This window comes from Nocardia sp. NPDC052112 (genome assembly GCF_040680135.1).
In the GTDB taxonomy this organism is placed as follows: Bacteria; Actinomycetota; Actinomycetes; order Mycobacteriales; family Mycobacteriaceae; genus Nocardia.
In genome coordinates this window covers 413,274-425,486 of sequence record NZ_JBFAWD010000002.1, presented here as the reverse complement: position 1 = coordinate 425,486, position 12,213 = coordinate 413,274, and the positions used below count along the sequence as shown (strand labels likewise).

General features: G+C 66.7%; 10 protein-coding genes. 5 read left to right on the top strand and 5 right to left on the bottom strand.

Annotated elements, in window-relative coordinates:
* Both AB0L58_RS05320 and AB0L58_RS05315 read right to left on the bottom strand, forming a co-directional pair.
* A complete protein-coding gene (locus AB0L58_RS05320; RefSeq protein ID WP_364381395.1) occupies positions 1–1,098 on the bottom strand; it encodes a 4Fe-4S binding protein in 1,098 nt (365 codons plus the stop codon).
* 66 nt (positions 1,099–1,164) lie between these two features.
* On the bottom strand, positions 1,165–1,752 hold the full coding sequence (locus tag AB0L58_RS05315; protein WP_364381392.1) for a phosphatase PAP2 family protein: 588 nt from the start codon (positions 1,750–1,752) through the stop codon (positions 1,165–1,167).
* 123 nt (positions 1,753–1,875) lie between these two features.
* On the opposite strand from AB0L58_RS05315, the gene AB0L58_RS05310 reads away from it, so the two are divergent.
* From AB0L58_RS05310 to AB0L58_RS05300, 3 genes are read left to right on the top strand one after another with little or no spacing between them, the layout of a single operon-like run.
* Positions 1,876–2,532: an urease accessory UreF family protein gene (locus AB0L58_RS05310; protein ID WP_364381389.1), complete on the top strand. Its 657-nt coding sequence runs from the start codon at positions 1,876–1,878 to the stop codon at positions 2,530–2,532.
* A 40-nt stretch (positions 2,533–2,572) separates the two neighbouring features.
* A complete protein-coding gene (gene ureG, locus AB0L58_RS05305) occupies positions 2,573–3,289 on the top strand; it encodes an urease accessory protein UreG (protein WP_364381386.1) in 717 nt (238 codons plus the stop codon).
* A complete protein-coding gene (locus AB0L58_RS05300) occupies positions 3,279–3,929 on the top strand; it encodes an urease accessory protein UreD (RefSeq protein ID WP_364381384.1) in 651 nt (216 codons plus the stop codon). The genes ureG and AB0L58_RS05300 overlap by 11 nt, the downstream gene beginning before the upstream one ends.
* Positions 3,930–4,183: 254 nt before the next feature.
* Here the strand turns inward: AB0L58_RS05300 and AB0L58_RS05295 are convergent, their stop codons facing one another.
* The gene (locus AB0L58_RS05295; protein WP_364381381.1) at positions 4,184–5,623 is read right to left on the bottom strand and encodes an NAD(P)/FAD-dependent oxidoreductase; all 1,440 of its coding nucleotides are present in this window, start codon (positions 5,621–5,623) and stop codon (positions 4,184–4,186) included.
* Between the two features lie 178 nt (positions 5,624–5,801).
* Between AB0L58_RS05295 and AB0L58_RS05290 the strand changes: the two genes are divergently transcribed.
* Positions 5,802–7,304, top strand: a complete 1,503-nt coding sequence (locus AB0L58_RS05290; RefSeq protein ID WP_364381378.1) for a cytochrome P450 — start codon at positions 5,802–5,804, stop codon at positions 7,302–7,304.
* On the opposite strand, the gene AB0L58_RS05285 is transcribed toward AB0L58_RS05290, so the two are convergent.
* Positions 7,291–8,139 carry a tat pathway signal sequence gene (locus AB0L58_RS05285; RefSeq protein ID WP_364381375.1) on the bottom strand — a complete coding sequence of 283 codons (849 nt, stop codon included), beginning with the start codon at positions 8,137–8,139 and terminating at the stop codon, positions 7,291–7,293. The genes AB0L58_RS05290 and AB0L58_RS05285 overlap by 14 nt on opposite strands.
* 101 nt (positions 8,140–8,240) lie before the next feature.
* Positions 8,241–8,438 carry a hypothetical protein gene (locus AB0L58_RS05280; RefSeq protein ID WP_364381372.1) on the bottom strand — a complete coding sequence of 66 codons (198 nt, stop codon included), beginning with the start codon at positions 8,436–8,438 and terminating at the stop codon, positions 8,241–8,243.
* A 263-nt stretch (positions 8,439–8,701) separates the two neighbouring features.
* Here AB0L58_RS05280 and recC point away from each other — a divergent pair, with 263 nt between their 5' ends.
* Positions 8,702–12,049 carry an exodeoxyribonuclease V subunit gamma gene (gene recC / locus AB0L58_RS05275; protein ID WP_364381369.1) on the top strand — a complete coding sequence of 1,116 codons (3,348 nt, stop codon included), beginning with the start codon at positions 8,702–8,704 and terminating at the stop codon, positions 12,047–12,049.
* The last annotated feature ends 164 nt before the right edge of the window (positions 12,050–12,213 follow it).

Sequence of the window (12,213 nt, the reverse complement as noted above, 5' to 3'; positions counted from 1 at the left end):
TCACGCGCCCGGTGTCCGCCGCGGACGCGGGCCGATCTGATCGAGCAGGTCGTTGACCTCGTCCGGGAAACCATTGGTCACCGCCTTCGGGGTCTTGTTCGGGAATCGGCGCATGACGTGCTCTTGTGCGGCCGATCCCGGCAGGACGTAGACGGGTTCGGCCTTGTGCTGCAGCGGACGGACCACCTCGTCGAGGTGGGTTTTGCGATCGTCGAGGTAGGCGCCGATCACATCCTCGCCGGCGGGGCAGACGGCCATGCAGTACCCGGCCTTGTAGTTGGGTTTGAACGACAGACTCTGCCACATCGAGAACGATTCACCGGTGGTGACGCGCTCGCGGTACTCGGCGGCGCTATCGCTGTCGGCGACGGTTTCGGCCCAATCGGTGAAGCCACCCATGAACTCTCGGTAGTTGTGGGTATAGCAGGCCTGGAAATCGAAGCCGCCGTCATTGGTGATCGCGCCGACCGGGCAGGCCGATACGCACAGCTTGCATTCCAGACACGGATTGAAATCCAGTGCCGCGCTCGGTTCGTCGATCACCGCATCGGTGACCACCGTCCCGAGTAGGATGAAATTGCCGAACTTCGGGTGAATGACATTGCGGTGTATACCCATAACGCCCAGTCCCGCCGCCTCGGCCACCACCTTGTGTGCGATCACCCAGATCCGACCCGGGAACTTATCGACCTCCATCGGATATCCGGGCGCGGGATAGACGGCGCGGTAACCGGCATCCTGCAATGCCCTGGTGATGCGGCGCGATATCGCATTGGTTTCGTCGTCGGCGTGGTTGAACTCGGTATTGGCCAGACTGCGCATGGTGCTGCGCAGGTTGTCGCGGTTCATCCGGACACAGAAGGCCACGAATGTGCGTGCGGAGGGCAGGATTTCGCGCGCATGCTCGAGTTCGACCGCCACCCCCGGATCGTCGACGGGAACGAAGCCCACATCGTCGGCTCCGGCCGCGAGGCAGAGCTCGCGCAGCCGTGCCGCACTCAGTACCCGATCCGGTGTGGCGCGCGCCGTCTCGGCCATCCGCCGCACAGTCGGATGCTCCGCCAATCGACGCTGGCCCGTTACTTCCTTATCCGACATCGGCCCTCCTCATAATCGCGAGACCGAAACGGCCTCAGGAAGATAGACCGCGCAGACCTCCGAAACTCATCGCACTCCCGGCGTGTCGCGCACGTCCGAAGGGACATCGCCGGCGGTATCGCGATTCGGTCGCATCTTGCCCGCTGTCCATGCGACAGCCGCGCCGATGCCCGCGCCGAGCAGCCAACCGGCCAAGACATCGGTCGGCCAGTGCGCACCGAGATACACCATGCACCCACCGACGAATACCACGGCAGCGGCCAGCGCGGTGCCCGCCGCACCTCGCATGCGGGCCGATCGCCAGTCGACCGCCAGGAATACGGCCATCGCCAGTGCCGAGGTGGCGGCGGCATGGGTCGAAGGCATTGCCCAGCTATGGATTTCGGGCCACACCGTCAGGGCACCATCGGGTCGCGGCCGCCTGACCACCTGCTTCAACCAATGCGCGATGAGATCGCCCGACAACACACTCGCCGCCGCGATACCGCCGACCCGCCAGCTCCGCGTGACGACCACCGCCGATATCCCGGCCAACGCGACCACCCCGAGCACCTCGATGCGCATTCCGATGTCACCGATGCCCCGAATCACCTGCGTCACCGTATCGGAGCGCCCGGCCGAGACGACACGCATGATGCCCTGATCGAACTCCATCGCACCGATGCTTCCAGACCCCCAATGCTGGCGGCAGGCATCCCGACCCCGCCCGGGTCCGAAGATCATGTGTGGCCCGGTCGGGGTGAGGGAGCCCGACCGTGCCACGCATAGGATCGACGGATGCATGGATCGGATGCGGGGGCCACGGGGTTGGCGACGCTGTTCGCATTGGCGGATTCGCGGCTGCCGATCGGCGGACATGTGCATTCCGGTGGTGTGGAGGAGGCGGTGGCGTCCGGAGTGGTGTGGGATGTCGCGACCGTCGAGCTGTATTTGCGTCGGCGGATCCGGACGTCCGCGCTGGTGGCGGCCTCCTTGGCGGCGGCGGTGTGTGCGGGGAAGCTCACCACGGAGCGGGCCGAGGCCGAGGCCGATGCGCGGACCCCGGCTCCGGCCGCGCGAGCGGCATCACGGGCGCAGGGGCGTGGCTTGATGCGGTTGGCGAAACAGGTTTGGCCGGAGGCGGATTGGGCCGTTCTCGGTGTGCGGCCGCATCTGTCGACGGCATTCGGTGTCGTCGGGCAGGTTTGCGGTGCGTGTCCGGAGCAGGCCGCCGCGGTCGTCGTCTACACGACCATGACCGGCGTGGCGTCGGCGGCCCAGCGGTTACTGGCGCTGGATCCCGCCGCGGTCGCCGCCTGCACGATCCGGCTCGGCGAACTCTGCGACCGGACCGCCGCCGCGGCCGCGACCGAACTCGCCGCGCTCTCGGATCCGCTGCAGGACGTGCTCGCACAGCGACACCTCGTACGCGATATGCCCCTGTTCGCGTCTTAGGAGCGCAATCCGCCAGGATGGAGACGGAAAGGAGCACGATATGCCACCCCATTTGATCGACGGCGAGCCTCACGATCACTCGCACGACCGGCCCAAGCGCGAGCGCACGCCCGGTGAGGCGCTGCGCATCGGTATCGGCGGACCGGTCGGTTCGGGGAAGACCGCCCTGGTGGCCGCCCTGTGCCGACAGTTGCGTGACGAGCTCTCGCTCGCGGTGCTGACCAATGACATCTACACCACCGAGGACGCCGACTTCCTGCGCCGGCACGCGGTGCTACCGGATGAGCGGATCACCGCCGTGCAGACCGGCGGCTGCCCGCATACCGCGATTCGTGACGACATCACCGCGAACCTCGATGCCATCGACGATCTGATCGCGGCCAATCCGCCCCTGGATTTGATCCTGGTCGAATCCGGCGGCGACAATCTCACCGCCACATTCTCCTCCGGCCTCATCGATGTGCAGATCTTCGTCATCGATGTCGCGGGCGGCGACAAGGTACCGCGCAAGGGCGGTCCCGGCGTCACGTTCTCGGATCTGCTGGTGATCAATAAGACCGATCTGGCCCCGCTGGTCGGCGCCGACCTCGACGTCATGGAACGCGATGCCGCGAAGGTGCGTGCGGGTCGCCGCACGGCGATGATCTCGCTGACCGAGGATCCGGCCGCCACCACGGTGCTCGCCTGGGTGCGCGAACAGCTGCGCGCCAGTGCCGAACAGGACAAATCTGCCACCGAATCCGCTGTTGCGCACTGAGGTTCGCATTGTCGCCACCGTCGGCACGCTGCCCGAGATCCACGCGAGTGGCGGGCTGGCGGCCCGGCGCACCGGTCCGGACACCGTCCATCTGATCGGCACCGCGGCCACTCCGCTGGGCGGTGATGAACTCGATATCGAGATCGTGGTCGGTGCGGGCGCACGTCTGGTGGTGCGCTCGGTGGCGGCCACCATCGCATTGCCGAGCACGCGGACGCCATTGTCGTTGGCGCACTGGCGTTTCGACGTCGCGGGCGAACTGGACTTCGATCCGGAGCCGACGCTCGTGGCGGGCGGCGCGCACCATCACGCGGTCACCGAGGTGCGACTGACCCCGGACGCCAGGCTACGGTTGCGCGAACGCGTACAGATCGGCCGCAGCGGCGAGGACGACGGCGGTTGGCGCGGTGACCTGATCGCCGATGTCGGTGACCTCCCGCTGCTGCGGCACCGACTCGAACTCGGTGCGGGTAGTGCCACCGATGACAATCTCGCTGCACCGAGGGCATTGGACAGCGAACTCGTCTATCCGGACGACCGACCCGCGGAAACGGACGGTCTGGTCGCGGCCCGCCTTCCGCTCGCTTCGGGCGGGACCCTGTCCACGCGAACAGGACCACAGCTCGTCAGTACGCGATAGCTACCGATTCGCCGCGAAATGTGTCATCCATCACAACGGGACGATTGCCTGGACCGCCGCGGTGTAGCGATGCGCCGGGCGGGGGAAAGAAAGGAGGTGGGAGCCCGACAACGTCGTCAGGTTCCCACCCTGGTTCGACGCTGGATCAGTCGCCGACAACCAATCCCACCACACTGCATTCGCGGTGCCGGTTCCCGTCGGCGCCAGAACGAGCGGCACTGTACCCGCCGCGATCGTCGTCCTCAGCGGGTCGGTCAGCCCACCTTGCGGTCGGCGGCCTTCTCGGTGACTGCGACCTTGCCGTTCTCCGCCGGTGGTGCCCCCAGCGCCGCCGCGAGTTCGTCGGCGTCCTGCTGATCGGCCTGCACCGCCTCCACCGCGAGCCTGGCGAAGACCCACTGCTCGGTCGCCGCCATCTGCCCGCGGCTGCGGCCGAGGAAGGTCACGAACCACTGAATGACGGTGATGATCCGGCTGCGGTATCCGACCAGGTAGTACAGGTGCAGCGCGAGCCAGGCCAGCCATGCGATGAATCCACCGAACTCCAGCTTGCCGACCTGGCAGACGGCGCTGAACCGCGACACCGTCGCCATACTGCCCTTGTTGAAGTACTTGAACGGCTTGCGATCCTGCGGCGCTTGCCCTTTCAGCCCGGCCTTGATCTGCTCGGCCGCATAGGTCGCACCCTGGATCGCGCCCTGCGCCTGACCGGGCACGTTCGGTACCGACATCAGGTCGCCGACCACGAAGACATTCGGATGGCCCTTGATGGTCAGATCGGGTTCGACGATCACGCGTCCGGCGCGGTCGGTCTCGGTGCCGTCGGAGCCTTCGGCGAGCATCTTGCCCAGTGGACTGGCCTGCACACCGGCCGACCACACCTTGCACGAGGATTCGATGCGGCGCACCGTACCGTCGGCATCCTTCACCGTGACGCCGTGCGCGTCGACATTGGTGACCATGGCGTTGAGCTGGATCTCCACGCCCATCTTCTCCAGCCGCCGCTTGGCCTTACCACCCAGCTTCGGACCCATCGGGCCCAGCACCGCGCCCGCACCCTCGACCAGGATGACCCTGGCATCGCGCGGATCGATGTTGTGGAACGTGCCCTCCAGGGTGCGATCGGCCAGTTCGGCGATCTGACCGGCCAATTCGACACCGGTGGGTCCGGCGCCGATCACCACGAAGGTGAGCAGCCGGTCCCGCAGTTCTTGGGTGGTGGCCAGTTCGGCCCCTTCGAATGCGCCCAGGATGCGCGCGCGTAGCTCCAGCGCGTCGTCGATGGTTTTCATGCCGGGGGCATACGTGGCGAACTGGTCGTTACCGAAGTAGGACTGCTGCGCACCCGTCGCCACGATCAGGCTGTCGAACGGGGTGACGGTGTTCTGGTTGAGCAACTGCGAGGTGACCGTGTTGTGCTCGAGATCGATATCGATGACATCACCGAGCAACACCTGGGCGTTCTTCTGCTTACGCAGCACCAACCGGGTCGCGGGGGCGATCTCGCCGACCGACAGGATGCCGGTGGCGACCTGGTAGAGCAGCGGTTGGAACAGGTGGGTCGAGGTCTTGGAGATCAGCGTGACGTCGACGTCGGCGTGCTTGAGGTGCTTGGTACCGAACAAGCCGCCGAATCCGGAGCCGATCACCACCACCCGGTGGCGATGGTTCTCCTCGACAGACTGAGTGCTCATCGTCGGTGCTCCTCAAACCTGGGGTGCGGCCCCTCGAACGTTCTTGACCCGACTTACGGTAGTCGGCGCCGTCCTGGCCGTCACGGCGAGATCCCGGTTGCTGATGTGCCGATTCTTTTCGAGCGAACGAATGTGAAAAAGAGAATACGATAGATCCTGTCGTTCAGGGAGGTTTGTCATGGTCGCCGGAGGCCGTGTCGTCCGCATCGGCGGCGGGAATGGAAAGCCCAGCGTGCCGCTCGAATCCGAGAATTCGTCGCTCATCGACATCCCGGACGACCACCTCATCGACCGATTGCTGCGCCGGGTGCCCGAGCGTCCGCATGTGCTGGCCGCACCACCGCGCGGCAGCACCGCAATCGCGGTCCACGGCGATGCCGGACTTCCGTATTTCGGCCGTGGCCTGCACTATCTGCGCTGGGGTCCGGCGGAGATGATGCAGCGGTATCGCCAGTACGGTCCGGTATCGCTGAATTCGTCGCTCGGCGTGGATCGGGTGCTGGTCTGCGGTCCCGACGCGATCGATGAGGTGCTCGGTAAGCGGCGTCGCGATTTCGGCCAGGGCTGGGACTACTTCATCGGTCCGTTCTTCCGGCGTGGACTGCTGCTCCTGGAATTCGACGAGCACATGTTCCACCGACGGATCATGCAGCAGGCCTTCACCAGGGAGCGGCTGGAGGCGCATCTTGCGACGTTGACGCCGGTGGCGCGGGCCGCCATCGATCGGCTGGTGCCGCCGCACGGCTGTACCGTCCGGCTCTATCCGACGATCAAGGAATTGACCCTGGAGATCGCGGGCGAGACCTTCATGGCCGTCGATGTCGGGGTGCGGCGGCGCGAGCTCATCGATGCGTTCATCGACTGCACCCATGCCGGACTATCGATTATTCGACATCCGGTGCCCGGTGGTAATTGGCGTGCCGGGCTGCGCGGACGCAAGGTGCTCGAGCAGTACTTCACCGATATGCTGCCGACCAAGCGACGGACCGAATCGGCGGACTTCTTCTCCGGACTGTGTCACGCGCGAACCGAGGACGGCGCTGAATTCAGCGATACGGATGTGATCAACCACATGATCTTCCTGATCATGGCCGCGCACGACACCACGACGACCACCGCCACCGCTGTGGCCTACTACCTCGGCAAACATCCCGAATGGCAACGCCGCGTGCGTGCCGAGGTGCGTGCCGTCGATGCCGAAATCGGTGGTGCCGCACCGACAATCGCCGATCTGGACCGGATGCGCGAGCTGGATCTGGTGCTCGCGGAGAGTCTGCGCTTGATGCCGCCGGTCCCGGGACTGCCGCGACGCGCGGTGCGCGACACCGAAATTCTCGGACATTACATTCCGGCGGGCACGCCGGTTGATTGCGCGTATACGGTCAATCACTTCCTGTCGGAGCTGTGGACCCGGCCGGAGGTGTTCGATCCGGAACGCTTCGGCGAAGCGCGGCACGAGGACAAATCACATCGCCTCGCCTGGATGCCCTTCGGAGCGGGAGCGCACAAGTGCATCGGGATGCACTTCGGGACATTCGAAGTGAAGACGATCATTGCCGCGCTGGTGCGGGATTACGAGTGGGAGCTACCGGGGGATTACCGAATGCCGTGGGGATTCACGACGATTCCGTTCCCCCGGGACGGTGCGCCCGTGCTGTTGCGTCCCGTCAGCGGCCGCTGAAAAGCAGTTCGGCGACCTTGGTATCGGTCGCGGCGCCCTCGGTGTATCCGCCGTCGCTGCCGAGTGAACTCATGATGGCCAGGGTGTAGCGTTCGCCGGGGCCGGCGAAGCCGACCGAGTTCACCACCCAGCCGCCCTGCTCCTCGGACCAGCCGTTCTTGAGGCCGGGCCGCATCGCGGCGCCCGCGCCCCACATGCCCCAGTGCTGGTTGCTGTCGACCGCGCGCATGCGGTCGAACAGGTAGTTCCGGTCGTCGGGGTGCATATTGTTGAAGATCGAATCCATCAGCCGATCCAGATCGGCGGGGGTGCACTTCTGAAACGACCAGTCCGGGAACATCGCGGTATTCGTCGGCTGCGGAACCAGGTTCACCATGCCGTTGGCGCGGAAGGCGTTGTTATAGGCCATCCGATCGAGGCCGGCGTATTTGTTCCAGAGGATATCGGCGGCTTGGTCATTGGAGGTGGCGAGCATCGATTCCATCAGACCGCGGTCCTCGGGACCGAGACCGATCACACCGGCCCGCGCGCGGTTGAGCAGATCGGCGGCGATCGCCAGTTTGATGGTGGAGGCGGTCCAGACCGAGTTTTCCGCATTCTCGTTCGCGTACACCCCGCCGCTGACTCGATCACGGACCACGTAGCCGGTCACGCCGGGCCGATTCTTCAAATACGCGTCGACAGCGCCGATCCGGCTGCTCATATCGCAATCGAAGCCGGCGATGCAGCCCTGCATATGCGCCGGAGGCGCCGCATTGGCCGACGGAATCAGCGCGGTGGTAGTGGGGACCAGGATCGCCGCAGCGGCGAGGACAGAGACGGAGGCGTGACGCACGAGGCAACACGATCGCACATCGGCGCGCCGGACGCACGTCTTGAGCTCTGACCGCCGCTGTGGTAGCCGGCGTTGCCTGCTTGTACCGCAGCGTCTTTCACCTAGTGGAATGCGGCGTGTAGTTCCTCGACGGTGCGACCGTTGAGGCGGTAGCAGTGGGCGAAGGCCTCGGTATGCTGGTCGCGCGGCCAGGAGTGTAGGACGACGGTGCGACCATAGGAGCGCGAGTTGACCAGCTCCCATCTGTCGCCGACCCGGCGGACCGTGAATCCGCCTCTCGGCATCAGGGGAATCACCATCGCCATCATGAACGCGAACCAGCCTTTCGTGCAGCTATCCCGTTCCTCCCCGGTTGAGCACTGTTGCACATCGACGGCCGCGATCCGACGTGACACGGCGAAGTAAATCGTTCGCGTGTGGCTTATTTCACTCCGGTGGGAATGGGGTCGGGAGGTTGCGTGCTGGTCGCTGGGCGTATAAACGTGCGGAAGCGCCGAGGCCTGCGGATAGGCGACTTGACGCGCTGTGCGGACACACCGGACCAACCGACGAGAGGGCGCAGATGCCGCTGCACATACATCGCGCCGAGCGCGCCGACGCGTTGGCGCAGGCATTGGCCGCGCTGCTTGCGGAACCTTTGCCGGACACCTTCGCGGCCGAGGTGGTCGCGGTGCCGGCGAAGGGTGTCGAGCGGTGGTTGACGCAGCGGCTGTCGACCGTGCTCGGCGTGTCGGGTCGCTCGGACGGTGTTGCCGCGAATATCGAATTCCCCTCTCCCGGTGCGTTGGTCGCCGAAATATCGGCGGCGGCCAGCGGCGTGCGCCCCGAGACGGATCCGTGGGCGTCGGAGCAGGTGGTATGGACATTGCTGCGGACGATCGACGCGTCGCTGGCCGAGCCGTGGGGTGCGGTGCTCGCGCGACATCTCGGGGTCGGGGAACCCGCCGGGCATCGGGTCGGTCGGCGGTATGCGACCGCTGCGCATCTGGCGGCGCTGTTCGACAGCTATGCGGCGCAGCGGCCGCGACTGCTCGCGGAGTGGGCCGCGGGATCGGATACCGACGGTGCCGGGCGGGCGGTGCCGGATGATCTGCTGTGGCAACCGGAACTGTGGCGGCGGTTGCGGGCCGAGGTCGGGGTGCCGAGTCCGGCCGAGCGGTTGGACGCGGCCTGTGCGCGGTTGCGGGACGAGCCGGATCTGTTGGATCTGCCAGGGCGTTTGTCCCTGTTCGGGGTGACGCGGCTGCCCAGCGATCAGCTGGCGGTGTTGTCGGCGCTGGCGGCGCGGCGGGATGTGCACCTGTGGCTCGCGCATCCGAGTCCGGCGATGTGGACGCGATTGAGTGCGCTGCCCACCGCGGTGACGCGGGCCGATGACGTCGGTGCGACGGTGGTGCGGCATCCGTTGCTCGCTGGGCTCGGCAGGGATGTGCGCGAGCTGCAGCAGCGGCTGGTCGGTGCCGTGGACCAGCACCATGCGGCCATCGGATCGAATCACGGTGGCCGTCGGGAGGATTCGGGTCCGACACTGTTGACCGCCCTGCAGTCCGGGATCCGGGACGATGCGTGGCCGCCCGAACCCGCGAGCTTCGCCGACGGCACCGTGCAGGTGCATTCGTGCCATGGGCCGGCGCGACAGGTCGAAGTGTTGCGCGAATGTCTGCTCGGCTTGTTCGCGGCGGATCACACCCTCGAACCACGCGATGTGTTGATCATGTGTCCCGAGGTGGAGGCGTATGCGCCGCTGGTGCGTGCGGCGTTCGGGCAGAAACTGGTGGGATCGGTCGAGTCGGTAGCGGATTCGGCCCATCCCGCGCATCTGCTGCGGGTGCGGCTCGCCGATCGGGGGCGCGGGGTGACCAATCCGATGCTCGCGGTGATCGCCGTATTGCTCGAGCTCGCCGACGGACGAGTGACGGTGACTCAGGTCCTGGATCTCGCGGCATCCGAAACCGTCCGTCGCCGTTGCAGTTTCGATGACGACGATGTCGAGCGGTTGCGCGAGTGGGCGGCCGAATCGGGTGCGCGGTGGGGGATCGGGCAGCGCCAGCGGCAGGCATTCGGTCTGGCCGACTTCGCGCAGAATACGCTCAATAGCGCGGTGGACCGCATCCTGCTCGGTGTCACCGCGGACGAATCCGCCGAGGACTGGCTGGATCTCGCGCTGCCGCTGGACGATGTGGACAGCAATGATGTGGATCTGGCGGGCCGGTTCGCCGAATTCATCGACCGGCTCGCGGTCTGCCTGCGTGATCTGCGCGGACCGCGTCCGGCCCAGCAGTGGGCGGCGGTGTTCGGGCGTTGCCTCGAACTGCTCACCGATGTGCCGGACAGTCAGGCATGGGTGCGCACCGAGGCCCGCCGTGAGCTGGCCGCCGCCACCGAACATGCTGGTGATGTGCCATTGCGGCTGGCGGATGTCGGTGTGCTGCTGTCGAGTCGGCTCGCGGCGCGACCGACCAGGGCGAATTTCCGGACCGGCGAGCTGACGGTATGCACGATGGTGCCGATGCGTTCGGTACCCCATCGCGTGGTGGTGTTACTCGGCCTCGACGACGAGGTCTTCCCGCGTACCAGCGGCGTGGACGGTGACGACGTACTCGCGCGCAATCCGCTACTCGGCGAACGGGATGCGCGCAGCGAGGATCGCCAGCTGCTGCTGGATGCCGTGCTCGCCGCCACGGAGCGGCTGTTGATCTTCCACACCGGAGCCGACCCGGTAACCGGTGCGCATCGCCCACCCGCCATCCCGGTCGCCGAACTGCTCGACGCACTGCGCGCACACATCGGCACGGCAGGTATGGAAACGGTGGTTACCCGACATCCGTTGCAGGGTTTCGACCGTCGCAATTTCCTGGCCGAGCGCCCGTTCAGCTTCGATACCGTCGCATTCGCCGGAGCACAGGCGGCCGGACAACCCACACAGCCGCGGGCCGCATTCCTGCCCGAACCCCTGCCCGCGCTCGAACTCGCCGATGTCGCACTGGCCGACCTGATTTCGTTCGTCGAACACCCGGTGCGGGCCTTCCTGTGGCAGCGTCTCGGGCTGCGCGTCCCCGAACCCGAGGACGATATCGCCGACCGGCTGCCCATCGAACTCGACGGCCTCGCGAAATGGGAGCTCGGCGAACGGCTGCTGTCCGCGCGGCTCACCGGCGCGGAGCCGTCGACGCTGCGCGCGGCGGAGTGGCGGCGCGGGACATTGCCGCCGTTCGGTTTCGGCGGTGCGGTGCTCGACGAGGTCGAGTCGACGGTGGACAAGCTGGTGCGGGCGGCGCTGCCGGAGTACCAGGGTGCACCGCGCGCGGTCGATATCGCGGTGGACCTCGGCAACGGCCGCCGGCTCACCGGCACGGTGCCCGAGGTGCGCGGTGAATCCCTGGTTCGCACCACATTCTCGCGGCTCGCCCCGAAACACCGCATCGCCGCTTGGGTTTCGCTGCTGGCCTTGACGGTCACCGAGGATCGCTCGTGGCGTGCGGTCACCACGGGACGTGGCCAATTCGGGCGTCCCGCATGGCGTTCCGAGCTCATGGCTCCGGAACCGCCTGCCGCGCTGGCAATCCTGCGTGAGCTGGTGCGGCTGCGTGATGCCGGTCTGACCGAACCGCTTCCGATCGCCCCCTCCGCCACCGCCGTCTATGCCGAACGTCGCTTCCGCGGTTCGAACGCCGACGAAGCGGTGAGTGCTGCCGAACGCGAATTCAATGGCGGACCCAACGGTCCAGGGCCGTTCGGTGACCACACCGACCGTCATCTGCGCTACATCTGGGGGCCTGCGCCGCGCCTCGAAGACCTCATGGCGGCTCCCGCGCCGGCGGGCGAGCCCGGGGAGACCACGCGCTTCGGGTCCCTGGCTCGTCGCATGTGGGCACCGCTGTTGGCGGCCGAAAGCCAGGGGCAGCCATGAGTGACGTGAAGTCGGTTGCCGGTGTTCACCGGGACGATGTCTGCGGCGGCTTGGCCTCGCCGCGCGCGGTCGGGCACGGAGTGGGCGTATTCGAAGGGCTCCGGGGCCCATCGGACACAAGTCGCGCTGCGAGGTCGGTGGTCGCGACATCCGATAACTGGTCG

What these genes read in the sequence shown, in the direction of transcription:
- AB0L58_RS05320 (WP_364381395.1), bottom strand. Translation starts at nt 1,098, where the DNA reads ATGTCGGATAAGGAAGTAACGGGCCAGCGTCGATTGGCGGAGCATCCG.
- AB0L58_RS05315 (WP_364381392.1), bottom strand. Translation starts at nt 1,752, where the DNA reads ATGGAGTTCGATCAGGGCATCATGCGTGTCGTCTCGGCCGGGCGCTCC.
- AB0L58_RS05310 (WP_364381389.1), top strand. Translation starts at nt 1,876, where the DNA reads ATGCATGGATCGGATGCGGGGGCCACGGGGTTGGCGACGCTGTTCGCA.
- ureG (WP_364381386.1), top strand. Translation starts at nt 2,573, where the DNA reads ATGCCACCCCATTTGATCGACGGCGAGCCTCACGATCACTCGCACGAC.
- AB0L58_RS05295 (WP_364381381.1), bottom strand. Translation starts at nt 5,623, where the DNA reads ATGAGCACTCAGTCTGTCGAGGAGAACCATCGCCACCGGGTGGTGGTG.
- AB0L58_RS05290 (WP_364381378.1), top strand. Translation starts at nt 5,802, where the DNA reads ATGGTCGCCGGAGGCCGTGTCGTCCGCATCGGCGGCGGGAATGGAAAG.
- AB0L58_RS05280 (WP_364381372.1), bottom strand. Translation starts at nt 8,438, where the DNA reads ATGGTGATTCCCCTGATGCCGAGAGGCGGATTCACGGTCCGCCGGGTC.
- recC (WP_364381369.1), top strand. Translation starts at nt 8,702, where the DNA reads ATGCCGCTGCACATACATCGCGCCGAGCGCGCCGACGCGTTGGCGCAG.